The organism is Streptomyces sp. NPDC017225, from assembly GCF_044331465.1.
Taxonomy (GTDB): Bacteria; Actinomycetota; Actinomycetes; order Streptomycetales; family Streptomycetaceae; genus Streptomyces.
Genome location: NZ_JBIRNE010000011.1, coordinates 92,997 through 109,116, shown reverse-complemented (window position 1 = coordinate 109,116; position 16,120 = coordinate 92,997). Strand labels below are relative to the sequence as shown.

Here is a 16,120-nt window from a genome sequence, read left to right as displayed (position 1 = left end):
CGGCGTCGTCAGGCGACCTCGGGGGCCGCGGCGGCGGGTCCGCCGAGGGCGTCGCGCCGTCGCGGTGGCCGCAGGGTGACCATGCGGCGCCGGCCGGCCAGTCGCTCGTAGGCGTACATCGCGTGGATGCCCGCCGCGAGCGTCGCCGACCTGGTGCGTGACCAGCCCAGGAGGCGCCCCATGCGGGCCATCACCGCGAGGCTGACGTCGCGGTGGACGCGGATCTCGGCGAGCGCGCACTCGCGCAGCGTCCGCCGGATGTACCGGCCGTGCCCGGCCGCGGCGTAGCGCAGCAGTTCCTCGTGGGAGTAGGCGAGGTGGTTGTCCTCGTCGGCCGAGATCATCCGGACGGCCCGGCCCAGGTCCGGGTGGTCCGCGAAGTACTTGAGGAGCATCGCCATCTGTTCGGCCGCGCGCTGCTCGGTGACCCTGCTGTGCGCGAGGTAGGTGATGATGTCCCGGACCGTGAGGGGCTGGTCCGCCTGGAGCCTCTCGTGGGAGAGACCGATGCCGCGCCGCTCCAGGAGCATGGTGTAGTCGGTCTCGGGGGGCACCTCCACGGGGTCGAGACCGCGCTTCTTCAGCAGGGCGTTGAAGATCCGTCCGTGCTTGTCCTCGTCCGCGCCGTGCCGGGTGATCTTGGGGGCGAGGGCGCGCTCGCTCTCCGGAACCAGCGCCGCGATGCGCGCGTTCTCCCAGCCGCCCTGCGACTCGCCGCCGGCCGCGATGGAGCAGAAGAGACGGAACGACTCGTCGTTGTCGAGGATCTCCTGGAACAGACTCTTGGCCGAAAGCATCGCTGGCACCTCTCTGCCTCCGCGGGGTTTCGCGGGTCCGCGTACTCCGCGTACTTCGCGAAGTACGAGTCAAGTGCGGGAGAGGGGGCTCGGCAACAGGTGCGGCGGCCAACTCAGCCAGAAGAAGGACGGGCGGGGACACGAGGAGGCGTAACCACTCGCGCGCGGGAGCGTTGTTCTCCGTGACGGCCGTGGCGGGGAAGACCCCCCGAGCCCCCACCACGGCCGCAGAAAGCTACCGGGCCCCCAGACAGGCCCCCTAGGCCAGTCCGGCGCGCTCGAGGGCTTCGGTGCCGGCGCGGAGCGCGGCGATCCGCTCGTCGAGCGTGAAGCCCGCGGGGGCGAGCGTCAGCGTGGTGACACCGGCGGCGGCGTAGGCCTTCATCCGGTCCGCGATCCGGTCGACGGAACCGAGCAGCGTCGTCCGGTCGATCAGGTCGTGCGGTACGGCGGCGCCGGCGCCCTGCTTGTCGCCGGACAGGTACTTGTCCTGGATCTCGGCGGCCTCCGCCTCGTACCCCATGCGCTGGGCCAGCTGGTTGTAGAAGTTCTGCTTGCGGCTGCCCATGCCGCCGACGTAGAGCGCGGTGTAGGGCCGGAAGGTGTCGGCGAGCGTCGTGACGTCCTTGTCTTCGCCGAGGGCCAGCGGCAGGGTCGGGCAGACGTCGAAGCCGTCGAGGGTCTTCCCGGCCTTCTCGCGTCCGGCGCGCAGGTGCCGGATCGCGGTGTCCTCCAGGTGGTCGGCGGACGGGAAGATGAGCAGGGCGCCGTCGGCGATCTCACCGGTCTGTTCGAGGTTCTTCGGGCCGATCGCGGCGACGTAGAGCGGGATGTGCTCGCGCTGCGGGTGCACGGTCAGCTTGATCGGCTTGCCGGGGCCGCCGGGCAGCGGCAGCGTCCAGTGCTGTCCCTCGTACGACAGCCGCTCGCGGGTCATCGCCTTGCGCACGATCTCGACGTACTCGCGGGTGCGGGCGAGCGGCTTGTCGAACTTGACGCCGTACCAGCCCTCGGAGACCTGCGGGCCGGAGACGCCGAGGCCGAGGCGGAAACGGCCCTTCGAGAGGGAGTCCAGCGTGGCGGCCGTCATCGCGGTCATCGCGGGCTGGCGGGCCGGGATCTGGAAGATGGCCGAACCCACGTCGATGCGCTCGGTCTGGGCGGCGACCCAGGTGAGCACGGTGGCGGCGTCGGAGCCGTAGGCCTCGGCGGCCCAGCACACGGCGTAACCGAGGCGGTCGGCCTCCTGGGCGACGGCCAGGTTGTCCGCGTCCATTCCGGCACCCCAGTAGCCGAGGTTGATCCCGAGCTGCATGGCCGATTCCCCTTACTGATCAGTAACGTCTCTGGTGCCCCGACCTTAGCGTGGGAACCCGGTTGTCCACAGGCCCCCACAGCGCAAGCCGTGGCCAGTAATGTCGGCGTTCATGGAGCAGAGGCATCTCGGCCGCACCGGCCTGCGCGTGTCCCGCATCGGTCTCGGCACCCTGACCTGGGGCCGGGACACGGACGAGCACGACGCCGCGGACCTCTTGAAGACCTTCTGGGAAGCGGGCGGGACCCTCGTCGACACGGCGGACGTGTACGGCGACGGGGAGTCCGAGTACCTGCTCGGGCGGCTCATGGAGCGTCTGGTGCCGCGCCGGGACCTGGTGATCTCGACGAAGGCCGGCAGCGTGCCGGATCCCGACCGCCGCTTCGACGGTTCGCGCGCCCATCTGCTCTCCGCGCTGGACGCCTCGCTGGCCCGCCTCGGCACGGACCACGTCGACGTGTGGCATCTGCACGCCTTCGACCCGCACACGCCGCTGGAGGAGACCCTGCACGCCCTCGACGTGGCGGTGAGCAGCGGCCGTGCCCGGTACGCGGGGGCCTCCAACTTCTGCGGCTGGCAGCTGGCCAAGGCCGCGACCTGGCAGCTGGCGGCGCCGGGCGTGCGGAACCGGCTGGCGAGCACGCAGATGGAGTACTCGCTGCTCCAGCGCGGCATCGAGCGCGAGGTGCTGCCGGCCGCCCTCGACCTGGGGATCGGTCTGCTGCCCTCTTCGCCGCTGGGCCGCGGCGTCCTCACCGGCAAGTACCGCGAGGAGGCGACGCCGTCGGACTCGCGCGGCGCCTCCGAGCACCTGGCCCCGTTCGTCGCGCCCTACCTCGACGACACGGCCGGCCACATCGTGGACGCGGTGGCGACAGCGGCGGACGGGCTCGCGGTGACCCCGCTCCAGGTGGCGCTGGCCTGGGTCCGCGACCGGCCCGGCGTGGTGGCCCCGGTCGTCGGCGCGCGCAACGCGCGGCAGCTCACGGCGGCGTTGTCAGTGGAGACCCTTAGTCTTCCTGACGAGATCTGCCGGGCTCTCGACGACGTGTCGGCGCCCGTGCACCGCTATCCCGATCACGACTGGAGCACGCTGTGAGCACGGAGCCCGAGCCCGCCTCTGAGGACACCGCGGACGCCGTGGACGCCGTGGACGCCGGGCCTCAGACCCCGGGCACCGCGAACGAGGCCGAGCCGGACGCCGCCGAGGACGGGGTGCCGGCCGACGACCGGGCTCCCGGCGCCGAGGCCGCCGTCGCCGGGGCCGCCACCGGGGAGGCCGCCGCCGGGGAGGGCGGACAGGCAGGCGGTGACGGCGCCGACGGCGACGGTGCGGCGGGACAGGTGTCCGAGGCCGAGGCCGAGCTGGCCGCCCAGCGGCTCGTGCGGGAGCGGATCGAGCGGCGGAAGGCCGAGAAGCAGGCGCCGATCGGCGCCGGGACCAAGCTCAGCGGCACGGCGGCCGATCTGCTCGCCGCCGTGCGGGCCGTGGAGAGCGGCGAGAAGCCCGCGGCCACGGTCTTCGGTGACCCCACCCCCGCACCGCGCCGCCCCGCCCCGGAGCCGGTACGACAGCCACAGCCGGTGCCGGCCGGGACGGTCACCGGGCCCGCGGGACCCGCGCCGGAGACCGTCGAGGCCGTGCGGCGGGTACTGACCGAGGGCGGCGCCCCCGAGGCACTCGCTCCGCAGACCGCCGCGCTCCTCGGCGAGGGCGCCCAGGAAGCACTGCGGGCGGACCCCTGGCAGCTGCTCCGCGTCGGCGGGGTGCGGCCGGAGCAGGCCGACGGGTTCGCGCGGGCGCTTCTCGGCACGGCGTGCGGCCCGGACGACGAGCGCCGCGGCCGTGCGATCACGGTGTGGCTGCTGGAGCAGGCGGCCCTGGCCGGTCACACGGCCCTGGAGCTGTCGCGGCTCACGGCCACGCTGGCCCAGCGGGGCGTCCCGGACCCCGACGCCGCCGTACAGAGCACGCTCGCCGAGGGCGAGGCGCTGGCCTTCCAGGACGCGCTGGAGGAGACCGGCGTCCGCCCGGCCAACGCGCCGGACGCGTCCGGCGGGACGGAGGGTGCGCAGGACACGGAGGGCACGGACGAGGGCGAGGAGCGCCCGGTCCGCGTCCTGGTCGGTCTGGAGCGGTACGCGCTCGCCGAGGAGAGCCTCGCCGACGGTCTGGCCCGGCTGGTCGGCTCGGCACCGAAGCAGGACGGTTCGGCGGCGGACTGGGAGCAGGCCGCCGCCGGCGCGCGAGGCTCCGCCGCCGACCTGATCCGTGCCGTCGCGGAGCACGGGCTGGTCCTGCACACCGGCGGGGAGAGTGCCCTGGCCGAACCGGCGGCCCTGCTGCACGCCGCGCACGCCCTTGGCCTGCGCGCCTGGGCCGCCGCGCCCGGTCCCCTCGGCCGCGACCGCTTCGCCGCCCTGCTGGGCGACCCCTCGTCCGGCACCCGCCCAGCGGCCTCCACGGCCCCGGACTCCACGGCCCCGGACCTCTCAGCCCCGGACGGCTCGGGGCGGGTCTCCACCTCCCCTGACGATGACGGGGCCGTACCGGCGGGTCCCTCCGGCGTCGCCACCTTGACCGGGCTGCTGACCGGGGCCGAGGGGCCGGGCCGGGACGCGGACGGTGCGCTGGACCTCGACCTGCTCGTCGTGCTCGACGCGCCGCAGCTGGACGTCGAGGCGGGCGCCCTGCTGGCGGAGTCGCTGCCGGACGGGGCTCGCCTGGTGCTCGCGGGGGACCCGGCGGTGCTGTGGTCCGTGGGCCCCGGGCGGGTCTTCGCCGATCTGCTGGCGGCGCGGGTCTGCCCGCAGATCGCCTCGCGGCGTCCGGACCCCGGCCCGCTCGGCGAACTGGTCTCCGGCATCGGCATCGGCGAGCTGGGCCAGGTGGAGGCCCCCGGCAAGGAGGTCGTGATCGTGCCGGTGCGGGACGCCGGTGAGGCGGTGCATCGCACCGTCCAGCTCGTCGCGGACTCGGTGCCGCGCGCGATCGGGGTCCCCGCAGAGGAGACCCAGGTGATCACCACGGGCCACGGCGGCGCCGCGGGCACCCGGGTACTCAACGCGGCACTGAAGGAGCGGCTGAACCCGGGCCCCGGCCGCTTCGGCGGCTTCGACCCCGGCGACCGTGTCGTCCACTCCCCCGCGCCGGGCCGTACGCTGCCGGGCCGGGTGGTGAAGGCCGACGCCGACGGGCTGCACCTGTCGTGCGCGGGCGGGGCCGTCGTCGTACCGAAGGAGCGCGTGGAGCAGTCCGTACGCCACGGGTGGGCGCTGACCGCCCATCAGGCGGCGGGCGGCCGGTGGCCCGCGGTGGTGGTGGTCCTGCCCGGCGACGCCGCGCAGACCCTCAGCCGCCCCTGGGTCTACACGGCGTTCGGCCGGGCCGCGCGCCATCTGTCCGTGGTGCACGGCGTGGAGCAGGCGCTGCCCCGTGCCGTGGCCGAGATCCCGGCGAAGCCACGCACGACCCGGTTGCCGGTGCTGCTGGCGCCGCAGGTCCCGGTGGCCGACTGACCTCGGGCCGCACCCCGTAGCCCGCCCCGGACACCCGGGGAGACGGGGGGGGGGGGGGGGGGGGGGGGGGCCCCCCCCCCCCCCCCCCCCCCCCCCCCCGCCGCCGTGCCTGTCGACCTGCCGGTCCGAACGCCGCCGCTCAGCTACGCCACACACCGAACCGCCGCTCACCGGCACCGCTCAGCGATTCGCCTCCGGCCGCACCGGCTCCCCGTCCTCGTCCCGGTCGTCGTCCTCGTCAACGTCCTCGTCCAGATCCGTGTCTAGGTCTTCCTCCAGCTCCTCCAACTCCTCCAGTTCCTCCAGCTCCTCCACGTCACCGGCGCCGGCCTCGTCGTCGTCCTCGTCGTCCTCGAGGCCGTCGTCGAACTCGTCGTCGAACACGGCGCTGACGTCGAAGCGGCAGACCACCCGTTGCGGATCGGCCTGTTCGAAGGGTGCCTCCAGCCACTCGCCGGGTTCGGCGGCCTCGTCCGCGGCCGTCACCCAGAGCGTGGAGTCGCCCTCCTCCAGACCGAACTCCTTGTGCCGGGAAGCGATCTCGTCCGCCTCGAACTCGCCGAACAGCAGGCCGAGCGCACCGTGAACCGTGCCGGAGGCCTCGATGCCCGCCCCCTCGTCGTCCGCCGCCTCGACCCGCCGGGCCTGGACCATCAGCCGCTGCGGCTCGGCCACGGCGTAGTCGCGGCGGATCAGGACGCTCAGCGCGTTGGGTTCATCGGGGCCCGTGTACGGCGGCAGCGAGTCGTCCGCGCCGGGAATCTCGAAGGGAGTGACCTCGTCGTAACGGTCGTAGAGCAGTTCGTCGTACGCCTCCGCGGCCGCGGCCAGCTGGTTGAACGCGTCGTAGACGGCCGGGTCGTCCTCCCCCGACCGGCGTTCGACCGCGGCCAGGTGGCGGTCGAGCGCGGTCTTGACCGCCTCGGCGGCGGCGCGTACCTCGGCAGCGGTGGGCTGCGCAGCATCAGACATAGTGCAGACGCTATCCGTACCGGGCCCCAGCCCGCACAATAGATGCGATGCCGGAATACGAATTTGTCGACGTGTACCTGCCGCGCGGGGTTTCCCGCAAGGAGACGACACGTCTGCTGACCGACCACGCCGAGTACGGACACTGGGAGTTGTACCGCCTGAGCCTGCTGCGCGACGGCAGCCGCAAAGTGCGGCTGCGGCGGCGGATCATCCGCCAGGTACGCGCGACCTGGTGAGCCGGTGACCGGGCTCGACCGGACGCGGGTGACGGAGACGGAGCGGGCCCCGCCGGTGCGGGGCCCACTGTCGTACCGAACCCGCTGTCGTGCCGGCCCCTCGCGTCACGCCGAGGCGCGTGCCTTGCGGTAGAGCACCGTGCCCGCGAGCAGCGCACCCGCGCCCACCGGCAGCGCGAGGCCCAGCGGCAGGCCACTGCCGGTCTCGGCGAGCCGCGCGTCGTCCCCGGGCTGGGCGGCGGTCCGGGTGTCCGGCGGGGTGACGTGCGAGGAGTCGCCCGGCGTCTCGTCACCCGAGCCCGGCGGGGTGTCCGGAGTGCCGGGGTCGCCAGGCTCACCCGGGTCTCCGGGCTCACCGGGGTCACCCGGCTCACCGGGATCGCCCGGCTCCCCGGGAGGCGTCTCGTGACCTCCGCCGGGCGGCGTGGAGTGGTCTCCGCCGTCCCCGTTGGCGCAGTCGTTGCCGGTGGCCGGGTTGAGGACGCCGACGACGTCGACGCTGTTGCCGCACACGTTCACCGGTACGTGGACCGGCACCTCGACGTGGTTGCCGGAGGCGACGCCGGGTGAGTCCGTCGCGTGCCCGTCCGCGTGCGAGCCTCCGTGCGAGCCGCCCCCGCCCTTGGAGTCGCCGTACCCGTCGGACGCGTCGCCGCCCTGGTTGGCGCAGGAGTTGCCCATCGCCGGGTTGAGGACGCCGATGACGTCGACCGTGTTGCCGCAGACGTTCACCGGCACATGCACCGGTACCTGCACCGTGTTGCCGGACAGTACGCCGGGCGAACCCGAACTCGAGCCGTACGCACCCGAGTCCGCGTGGGCGGCGCCGCCCGCGGCGGCGATCACGCCGGTGGCCGCCGCCATCGTCATCAGGCCCTTGCGGGTGACCTGTCGCATTTCCTGAATCCCTGCCTTGCCTAGTCCCGTAGCAGCGAGAACGCTGAGATTTCCGACGTTGCCGTCGTCCCGACCCCCGAAGGCCCTCAGAAGTCCGTCGGCCCCGGAGCGCATGGCGTGCGCTCCGGGGCCGACGGACTCAGGCCCTCACGGGGCGAGGCACAACGTCACTTGTTGACGCAGACGTTGCCGAAGGCGGGGTTCAGCAGACCGATCACGGAGATCGTGTTGCCGCAGACGTTCACCGGGACGTGGATGGGCGCCTGAACGACGTTGCCGGAAAGGACGCCGGGCGAGTGCACGGCGGCACCCTGGGCACCGGAGTCGGCGACGGCCATGCCCGCACCCGCGAGAACCAGACCACCGGTAGCAGCCGCGGCGGCGACGACCTTCTTGAGCATTGTTCCTCCTAGTTGGCAAACGCGATCCCAGCTTGCTGATCGCATCACCTGTAACGAGGAGGAACTAATGAGGCTACGAGCTTATGAGCACATTCACTCTTCCCGGTCGGCCCCCGCACGCCCGGCCGAATACCGGCGCGTGCGGGAGTCGCGTTTCAGTGGACGCGTCAGGACGCGTCGATGAAGCGGTCGAGGACCCGCACGCCGAACTGGAGCCCCTCCACCGGCACCCGCTCGTCCACCCCGTGGAACATGCCCGCGAAGTCCAGCTCCGGCGGCAGCTTGAGCGGCGCGAAGCCGAAGCAGCGGATGCCGAGGTCGTCGAAGGACTTGGCGTCGGTGCCGCCGGAGAGCATGTAGGGCACCGCCCGAGCGATCGGGTCCTCGGCGCGCAGGGCGGTCTGCATGGCGTCGACGAGCCGGCCGTCGAAGTCGGTCTCCAGCGCCTTGTCGGCGTGCACGTCCTCGCGCCGCACGCGCGGGCCGAGGACGCGGTCGAGGTCGGCGAGGAACTCCTCCTCGTAGCCGGGCAGGAAGCGCCCGTCGACGTGGGCGGTGGCCTGGCCGGGGATGACGTTGACCTTGTAGCCGGCGCCGAGCTGGGTGGGCGCCGCCGAGTTGCGCAGTGTGGTGCCGATCATGCGGGCGATGCCGCCGAGCTTGGCGAGGGTCTCGTCCATGTTCTCGGGGTCGAGTTCGGTGCCGAGCGCGTCGGAGAGCTCGTCCAGGAAGGCCCGCACGGTCTTGGTGACCCTGACCGGCCACTTGTGCCGGCCGAGCCGCGCCACGGCCTCGCACAGCTCGGTGATCGCGTTGTCGTCGTTGGTCATCGAGCCGTGCCCGGCCGTGCCGTCGACGGTGAGCCGCATCCAGTGCATGCCCTTCTCGGCGGTCTCGACGAGGTAGAGCCGCAGCTTCTCGTTGACCGTGAAGGAGAACCCGCCGACCTCGCCGATCGCCTCGCTGACGCCCTCGAACAGCTCCGGGTGCTCGCGCACCAGGTGCTTGGCCCCGTACGTCCCGCCGGCCTCCTCGTCCGCGAGGAACGCCAGCACGATGTCGCGCGGGGGCTTGCGTCCGGTGCGCAGCCGGTCGCGGACGACCGCCAGCGTCATCGCGTCCATGTCCTTCATGTCGACCGCGCCGCGCCCCCACACGCAGCCGTCCGCGATCTCGCCGGAGAAGGGGTGGTGGGTCCAGTCGTCCGCGTTGGCCGGGACGACGTCGGTGTGGCCGTGGATGAGCAGCGCGGGCCGGGACGGGTCCTCGCCCTCGATGCGGGCCACCGTGGAGGCGCGTCCGGGGTGGGACTCGAAGATCCGCGGTTCGAGCCCCACCTCGGCGAGCTTCTCGGCGACGTACTCGGCCGCCTTGCGCTCGCCCGGACCCGAGTGGTCGCCGTAGTTGCTGGTGTCGATCCGGATCAGCTCGCGGCAGAGGTCGACGACCTCGTCCTCGCCGGTGACGCTCCTGGCCGTGCCCGAGTCGCTCACGTGGTTCCTCCCGCTGTCACTGCTGGTGGGTCTCCCTCATCCTCCCCCTCCGGCCGTCCGGACCCAAGGAGGGGGTGATCGGCCACCCCGGAAAGCCTGGTAATGTTTACGTCGTCGCCAAGGGCAAAACCCCGCGCGACAGACACCTTGTCCGGGTGGCGGAATGGCAGACGCGCTAGCTTGAGGTGCTAGTGCCCTTTATCGGGCGTGGGGGTTCAAGTCCCCCCTCGGACACCAGTTGAGACCCCTGCCGAGCAGGGGTCTTCTGCTTTTCCGGACGGAAACCGGAGCGGGCACAACGGAAACCGGAGCGGGCACAATGGCCGCCATGACCACCCCTTCCTGCCCCTGCGGACTGCCCGACCCGTACGAGAGGTGCTGCGGCCGTTTCCACGCGGGGGAAGCCTCCGCGCCGACCGCCGAGGCCCTCATGCGCTCGCGTTACAGCGCCTTCGGGCGTCTGGACGCGGGCTATCTGCTGCGGACGTGGCATCCGAGGACGCGCCCCGAGCGTCTCGACCTCGACCCCGGGACGCGGTGGACCGGTCTGGAGATCCTGGCCACGACCGACGGCTCCGCCTTCCACTCCGCCGGGACCGTGACCTTCCGGGCGTCCTACCGCGGCGGTTCGCTGCACGAGCGGAGCCGGTTCGAGCGGGCCGGCGGGGCGTGGGTGTACGTCGACGGGGAGTTCCTCACGTAGACCCCCGTCCAGCCCTCCGCCCAGACCCCCGTCCGCGCGCTACGGCGCCAGGATGTCCAGCTCCTGCAGCGCCCCGACCGTGATCTCCCGGGTCAGCCGCTCGGCGCGCTCGGCGTCCCGCGCGCGGACCGCCTCGGCGACCTGCACGTGCAGGGTGACGGCGGCCGGGTCGGGGTCCTCGAACATCACGTCGTGGTGGGTGCGGCCGGCCAGGACCTCGGCGACGACGCCGCCGAGGCGGGCGAACATCTCGTTGCCGGAGGCGGTCAGGATGACGCGGTGGAAGGCGACGTCGTGGAAGAGGTACTGCTCCAGCTGGTGGCCGCTGGAGTTGGCGACCATGCCGAGCGCGCACTCGGTCAGCTCGGCGCACTGCTCCGGCGTGGCGAGCCGTGCCGCCAGGCCCGCCGCCACCGGTTCGACGGCCGAGCGCAGGACGGTCAGGGAGCGCAGCTGCCGCGGGCGTTCGGCGCCGGCCAGGCGCCAGCGGATGACCTGCGGGTCGTAGACGTTCCACTCGCACTCGGGCAGGACGGTCACGCCCACACGACGGCGCGACTCGACCAGGTGCATGGACTCCAGTACGCGGACCGCCTCCCGCATCACGGAGCGCGAGACCTCGAAACGCTGTGCCAGCTCGTCCGTGCGCAGAACGCTGCCCGCAGGGTACTCGCCCGCCGTGATCGCGGGGCCGAGGGTGTCCAGTACGTGGCCGTGCAGCCCTCGACCCGGTGTGCTCATGCACTCAGCGTACGGGGCGCGTCACGGGAACAAAAAGTCAGACTTATATGTCACACCCTCTTGAATTCGTCGTACCTAATGGGTTTCAGTTACGTCGACATCACGTGTCGACGAAGACAGCAGACAGCGAGAGTGCGATGCAGCAACTGCATACCCCCCACGTCGTCGTGGTCATGGGCGTAGCGGGCACCGGGAAGACCACCATCGGTCCCCTGCTCGCGGCCCGGCTCGGCGTTCCCTACGCCGAGGGCGACGACTTCCACCCGCCGGCCAACATCGCCAAGATGACGGCCGGCACCCCGCTCACCGACGAGGACCGCGGGCCCTGGCTGGACGCCATCGGCGGCTGGGCGCACGGGCGGGCGGGGCTCGGCGGGGTAGTGAGCAGTTCGGCGCTGAAGCGGTCCTACCGTGACCGGCTGAGGGCCGCCGCTCCGGGGGTCGTCTTCGTGCACCTCACGGGCAGCCGCGAGCTGATCGAGGACCGGATGTCGCAACGGCAGGGGCACTTCATGCCGACGGCCCTGCTCGACTCCCAGTTCGCCACGCTCCAGCCGCTGGAGCCGGACGAGGCGGGAGTCGCGGTGGACGTCGCCGGAGCCCCGGAGGAGATCGCCGCACGGGCGGCGAACGCCCTGAAGGATCTCCCCGAGCCGGTCCAGTAGCTCCCCCTTCCCTCACTCCCTCCCCCGGGGTCGTGCCGCCGTCCGCGGACACGGCCCCGTCCTCCCCCCAACCCCCCATTACGCAAGGGATCCACCGTGACCAGACTCAGCGTCGAGGTGCTGGCAGCGGACACAGTCGAGCCGATCACCTCGGCCGGCCATGCCCAGCTGGGCATCGCCGTGCTCCTGGGCATCGCCGTCATCGTCCTGCTCATCACCAAGTTCAAGCTGCATGCCTTCCTGTCGCTGACCATCGGGTCGCTGGCGCTCGGCGCGTTCGCCGGGGCGCCGCTGGACAAGGTCATCACCAGCTTCACCAGCGGACTGGGCTCCACCGTCGCGGGTGTGGGCGTCCTGATCGCGCTCGGCGCGATCCTCGGCAAGATGCTCGCCGACTCCGGCGGCGCCGACCAGATCGTGGACACCATCCTCGCCAAGGCGACCCCGCGGTCGATGCCGTGGACGATGGTGCTGATCGCCTCCGTCATCGGCCTGCCACTGTTCTTCGAGGTCGGCATCGTCCTGCTGATCCCGGTCGTCCTGATGGTCGCCAAGCGCGGCAACTACTCCCTGATGCGCATCGGCATCCCGGCGCTGGCCGGTCTGTCCGTGATGCACGGTCTGGTCCCGCCGCACCCCGGCCCGCTGGTCGCGATCGACGCGGTCGGCGCCAACCTCGGTGTGACGCTCGCGCTGGGTGTCCTGATCGCCATCCCGACGGTGATCATCGCCGGTCCGCTGTTCTCGAAGTACGCGGCCCGCTGGGTGGACGTCCCGGCCCCCGACCGCATGATCCCGCAGCGCGCGTCCGAGGACCTGGAGAAGCGCCCCGGCTTCGGCGCCACCCTGGCCACGATCCTGCTGCCGGTCGTGCTGATGCTGGCCAAGGCGCTCGTCGACATCATCATCGACGACCCGGAGAACGTGGTCCAGCGCACCTTCGACGTGATCGGCAACCCGCTGATCGCCCTGCTCGCCTCCGTGATCGTCGGCATCTTCACGCTGCTGCGTCCGGCCGGGTTCGGCAAGGACCGCCTCTCCGGTCTGGTCGAGACGGGCCTGGCGCCCATCGCGGGCATCCTGCTGATCGTCGGCGCGGGCGGCGGCTTCAAGCAGACGCTGATCGACTCCGGCGTGGGCGAGATGATCCTGCAGATCTCCGAGGACTGGTCGATTCCGGCGCTGCTGCTGGCCTGGCTGATCGCGGTGGCGATCCGGCTGGCGACCGGTTCGGCGACCGTGGCGACCGTCTCGGCGGCCGGTCTGGTCGCGCCGCTCGCGGCCGACATGTCGACCACGCACGCGGCCCTGCTGGTCCTGGCCATCGGTGCCGGTTCGCTCTTCTTCAGCCACGTCAACGACGCCGGCTTCTGGCTGGTGAAGGAGTACTTCGGGCTGAACGTCGGGCAGACCATCAAGACCTGGTCCGTGATGGAGACGATCATCTCGGTGGTCGCGGGGGCTCTGGTCCTGCTGCTGTCACTGGTCATATAGCCGTACGGCTTTCACCTCGACGGACCCGGGCCGGCCACGGCCCGGGTCCGCGCGCGTCACCGCTCCCCGGCACTTTCCCGGCACTTCCGCGTCAGGGCGTGCGCCCGGATGATGGAAGGCCCCCGGTGCGTGTCCGGGGACCTGGTCACGTCGGGGGGCGTCATGGGGGTTTCGCTCGGCACGCGGATCGCGGGGCTGTGCCTCACCGGGACGGTGGCGGTGGTGGTGGCCTCCTGTGTCGCCGACGGCTCCGGTCCGCCGCGCGGCGACCGGGACGTGAGCGTGGCGGGCGGAGCGTCGAACGGCGGCCCGGGCGGCACGCCGTGCGAAGCGGAACCGTCCGCGGCCGTCCCTTCATGGCGGCCGGACGGCAGCGGCGGCCCGGTGGGCGTACCACGAGCCGAAAGCCCGGCGCCGGCACCACTCTCGTCCCCCGCCGCCGTCACGCCCTCCACCCCCCGGCCCTGAGCCGCCGGCGAAGGACCACGGCGCGCGGCCCCTCGCCGCCCCCGCCCGGCTCCCGCCGGGCCCCGTCTCACCCGACACGGACGCCGTACCGGATCCGCGGAGCCTCTACTACCCGGCTCCGCGCACCCGCCACCGGCCGCGGGGACGTCCTGCGCGCCGTCCCCGTGGTCGCGCCGACCGCCGACTGGCGGTTGCCGCGCGGTCTGGCGAACGGCTGTCTGGCGGCGCAGGGCCGGGGCGGCAGCTGGGAGACGGCGGCCCGCGACCACGCGGAGCCGGCCGGGCGCCTGGACGGCGGCAAGAACGACGCCGCCTACGACGTACTGACCGGCCTGCTGGAGTTCCACCGGCGGCATCCCGGCGCCACGGTGCGGCTCGGGGCGGCTCCGGACGGCGCCCCGGCGTGCGACTACGGCATCGCCTCGGTGGACGCGGGACCCCAGGGGGTCGCCCGGCCCGGCGACCCCATCTCGATCGAGCTGCGCGGCACGTACTTCGACCACGCCGAGCTGCTGCGGGACGGCGGCGTCCTTGTCGGCGGGGTGAGCGTGCCGGGCCCTCTCACCTCACTGCCGGCGCGGGGGCTCGACCACCTGCGCCTCACCGTCACCGTCCCCGCCGTGTCCGCCGCCCCGGGGACGCAGGTCGACGTGCGTGTCCGGTACGGCGGGACGGAGCCGGCCCGCGAGGGCGCCTTCGTGCTCGCCGCCCCGGACCCGCTCACGTCCCCGGCGTCCGCGTCCGGGTCCTCCTCCCCGTGAGGCTCAGGAGGACGCCGCCTTGTCCAGCTGGAACGCCTCGTTGCCCTGGCCGATGCGGGCGTGCCGCTCGGGCGCGCGGGAGCGCAGGAGCAGACCCTGCACCAGGCCGGCGATCGCGGCGAGGCCGATGATGCCGGGCAGCATCCAGCTCAGGGCGGAGTCGGGACCGGCGCCGACTAGGACGTCGAAGTCCTTGACCGTGTAACCGGCGATCACCAGCAGGGCGACGCCCGCGACGGTGGAGGTGGCCAGCCGCACGCCCTGGGCACCGGCGGCGCCCCGCCGTACGAAGAAGGTGACGACGGAGAACGAGGCCGCGGCCATCAGCACGATCACGCCGAGGGCACCGATGTTGCCGCCCCAGGTGAACAGGTGGAGGACGGGCTCGGTCGGGTCGCCGTTGGGCTTGTCGTCGGCGATCGCGAAGCCGACGACCACGACCGCGGACACGGCGGTCTGGAGCAGCGAGCCGGTGCCGGGCGCGCCGCTGGAGCCGCTGGTGCGCCCGAAGGCGGCGGGCAGCAGCCCCTCGCGTCCCATGGCGAAGGCGTACCGGGCGACGACGTTGTGGAAGCTGAGCAGGGCGGCGAACATGCCGGTCACGAACAGGATGTGCAGGACGTCGGTGAAGGTGCCGCCGAGCCGGGACTCGGTGAGGGAGAACAGGAGCCCGGCGCTGTGTTCCCGCGCGGTGCCGACGATCCGGTCGGGTCCGGTGGCCACGGTCAGCGCCCAGCTGCTGAGCGCGAAGAAGACCGCCACCCCGCCCACCGCGAGGAACATGACACGCGGCACGAGTACGTGCGGCCGGCTGGTCTCCTCGGCGTAGACGGGCGCCTGCTCGAAGCCGAGGAAGGCGGCGATGCAGAAGCACAGCGCGGTCCCGACGCCCGCCCCCGTCAGGGTGTCCGGGTCGAAGGCGTGCAGCGACAGTCCCTGCGCGCCCGGGTCGGTGACGGCGGCGATGTCGAACACGACGACCAGCACGACCTCGATGAGCAGCAGCACGCCCAGTACGCGCGCGTTGACGTCGATCTTCAGCCGGCCCAGCGTGCCGACCGCGAGCACGGCCAGCAGCGCCGGTATCCACCAGGCGACCTCCAGGTCGGCGTAGGTGGCGAGGAGTCCGGAGACCTCGAAGCCGAAGATGCCGTAGATGCCGACCTGGAGGGCGTTGTAGGCGACCAGGGCGACCATGGCGGCACTCGCGCCGGCGGTGCCGCCGAGCCCGCGGGAGATGTACGCGTAGAAGGCGCCCGCGTTGTGGACGTGCCGGCTCATCTCGGCGTAACCGACGCTGAAGAGGATCAGCACCACGCCCAGCAGCACGAAGAGCAGCGGCTGTCCGACGATGCCCATCACCGCGAAGGTGGTGGGCATGACCCCGGCGACCACCATGAGGGGGGCGGTGGCGGCGAGGACGGACAGGAGCAGACCCCCCGTACCCAGCCGGTCGGCGCGCAGCGCCCGCTCCTGCCCCTTGAAGGTGCTGATGCCGCCGTCGCTCTTGGGTCCGCTCGTGCGCGAACTGCCCGTGGTCATCGGAGGACGTCCTTCTTTCCTGTACGTCGCGTTCGTCGAGTTCGCCGTGCTGGTCGAGTGAGCCGAGTGCGTCGAGTGCGTCGAGTGCGTCCGTGAATCCGTGAATCCAGTTCCAG

At 72.7% G+C, this 16,120-nt stretch carries 15 protein-coding genes and 1 tRNA gene; 8 read left to right on the top strand and 8 right to left on the bottom strand.

Annotated features, from left to right (window positions below; all coding sequences use genetic code 11):
• Positions 1-8: 8 nt before the first annotated feature.
• Complete coding sequence (locus ACH4NX_RS23740) at positions 9-797, bottom strand: ferritin-like domain-containing protein (RefSeq protein WP_351397066.1); 789 nt, start codon at positions 795-797, stop codon at positions 9-11.
• A gap of 259 nt (positions 798-1,056) precedes the next feature.
• Positions 1,057-2,112, bottom strand: coding sequence for an LLM class F420-dependent oxidoreductase (locus ACH4NX_RS23735; protein ID WP_351397069.1), 1,056 nt, complete (start codon positions 2,110-2,112; stop codon positions 1,057-1,059).
• Positions 2,113-2,224: 112 nt separating this feature from the next.
• Here ACH4NX_RS23735 and ACH4NX_RS23730 point away from each other — a divergent pair, with 112 nt between their 5' ends.
• Together ACH4NX_RS23730 and ACH4NX_RS23725 are read left to right on the top strand one after the other, a co-directional pair.
• Positions 2,225-3,211 (top strand): aldo/keto reductase, encoded by a 987-nt coding sequence (locus ACH4NX_RS23730; RefSeq protein ID WP_351397072.1) that lies wholly within the window; start codon positions 2,225-2,227, stop codon positions 3,209-3,211.
• Positions 3,208-5,631: a helix-hairpin-helix domain-containing protein gene (locus ACH4NX_RS23725; RefSeq protein WP_398128437.1), complete on the top strand. Its 2,424-nt coding sequence runs from the start codon at positions 3,208-3,210 to the stop codon at positions 5,629-5,631. Before ACH4NX_RS23730 ends, ACH4NX_RS23725 begins: the two co-directional genes overlap by 4 nt.
• Before the next feature lie 180 nt (positions 5,632-5,811).
• Here ACH4NX_RS23725 and ACH4NX_RS23720 read toward each other — a convergent pair whose 3' ends face one another.
• Positions 5,812-6,603: a hypothetical protein gene (locus tag ACH4NX_RS23720; RefSeq protein ID WP_398129865.1), complete on the bottom strand. Its 792-nt coding sequence runs from the start codon at positions 6,601-6,603 to the stop codon at positions 5,812-5,814.
• Positions 6,604-6,650: 47 nt separating this feature from the next.
• On the opposite strand from ACH4NX_RS23720, the gene ACH4NX_RS23715 reads away from it, so the two are divergent.
• Positions 6,651-6,839 (top strand): DUF5703 family protein, encoded by a 189-nt coding sequence (locus ACH4NX_RS23715; protein ID WP_055416095.1) that lies wholly within the window; start codon positions 6,651-6,653, stop codon positions 6,837-6,839.
• Between the two features lie 105 nt (positions 6,840-6,944).
• On the opposite strand, the gene ACH4NX_RS23710 is transcribed toward ACH4NX_RS23715, so the two are convergent.
• The 3 genes from ACH4NX_RS23710 to ACH4NX_RS23700 all read right to left on the bottom strand — a co-directional run bounded on the left by ACH4NX_RS23710 (position 6,945) and on the right by ACH4NX_RS23700 (position 9,630).
• Entirely contained in the window at positions 6,945-7,736 is a 792-nt protein-coding gene (locus tag ACH4NX_RS23710) for a chaplin family protein (RefSeq protein ID WP_398129866.1), read from the bottom strand.
• Between the two features lie 167 nt (positions 7,737-7,903).
• A complete protein-coding gene (gene chpH / locus ACH4NX_RS23705) occupies positions 7,904-8,137 on the bottom strand; it encodes a chaplin ChpH (protein WP_351397084.1) in 234 nt (77 codons plus the stop codon).
• Positions 8,138-8,304: 167 nt separating this feature from the next.
• Complete coding sequence (locus tag ACH4NX_RS23700) at positions 8,305-9,630, bottom strand: M20/M25/M40 family metallo-hydrolase (RefSeq protein WP_351397087.1); 1,326 nt, start codon at positions 9,628-9,630, stop codon at positions 8,305-8,307.
• A 149-nt stretch (positions 9,631-9,779) separates the two neighbouring features.
• On the opposite strand from ACH4NX_RS23700, the gene ACH4NX_RS23695 reads away from it, so the two are divergent.
• Together ACH4NX_RS23695 and ACH4NX_RS23690 are read left to right on the top strand one after the other, a co-directional pair.
• Positions 9,780-9,867, top strand: a tRNA-Leu gene (locus ACH4NX_RS23695).
• An 82-nt stretch (positions 9,868-9,949) separates the two neighbouring features.
• Positions 9,950-10,333 carry a YchJ family protein gene (locus tag ACH4NX_RS23690; RefSeq protein ID WP_398129867.1) on the top strand — a complete coding sequence of 128 codons (384 nt, stop codon included), beginning with the start codon at positions 9,950-9,952 and terminating at the stop codon, positions 10,331-10,333.
• 39 nt (positions 10,334-10,372) lie between these two features.
• Here ACH4NX_RS23690 and ACH4NX_RS23685 read toward each other — a convergent pair whose 3' ends face one another.
• Positions 10,373-11,074: a FadR/GntR family transcriptional regulator gene (locus tag ACH4NX_RS23685; RefSeq protein WP_351397093.1), complete on the bottom strand. Its 702-nt coding sequence runs from the start codon at positions 11,072-11,074 to the stop codon at positions 10,373-10,375.
• Between the two features lie 137 nt (positions 11,075-11,211).
• Between ACH4NX_RS23685 and ACH4NX_RS23680 the strand changes: the two genes are divergently transcribed.
• The 3 genes from ACH4NX_RS23680 (at position 11,212) to ACH4NX_RS23670 (ending at position 14,462) form a co-directional block, all read left to right on the top strand.
• Entirely contained in the window at positions 11,212-11,739 is a 528-nt protein-coding gene (locus tag ACH4NX_RS23680) for a gluconokinase (protein WP_351397096.1), read from the top strand.
• Positions 11,740-11,835: 96 nt separating this feature from the next.
• Entirely contained in the window at positions 11,836-13,233 is a 1,398-nt protein-coding gene (locus tag ACH4NX_RS23675) for a gluconate:H+ symporter (protein WP_351397099.1), read from the top strand.
• A 632-nt stretch (positions 13,234-13,865) separates the two neighbouring features.
• Positions 13,866-14,462, top strand: a complete 597-nt coding sequence (locus ACH4NX_RS23670; RefSeq protein ID WP_398129868.1) for a hypothetical protein — start codon at positions 13,866-13,868, stop codon at positions 14,460-14,462.
• 3 nt (positions 14,463-14,465) lie between these two features.
• Here ACH4NX_RS23670 and ACH4NX_RS23665 read toward each other — a convergent pair whose 3' ends face one another.
• A complete protein-coding gene (locus ACH4NX_RS23665; RefSeq protein WP_351397102.1) occupies positions 14,466-16,004 on the bottom strand; it encodes an APC family permease in 1,539 nt (512 codons plus the stop codon).
• Between the last annotated feature and the right edge of the window lie 116 nt (positions 16,005-16,120).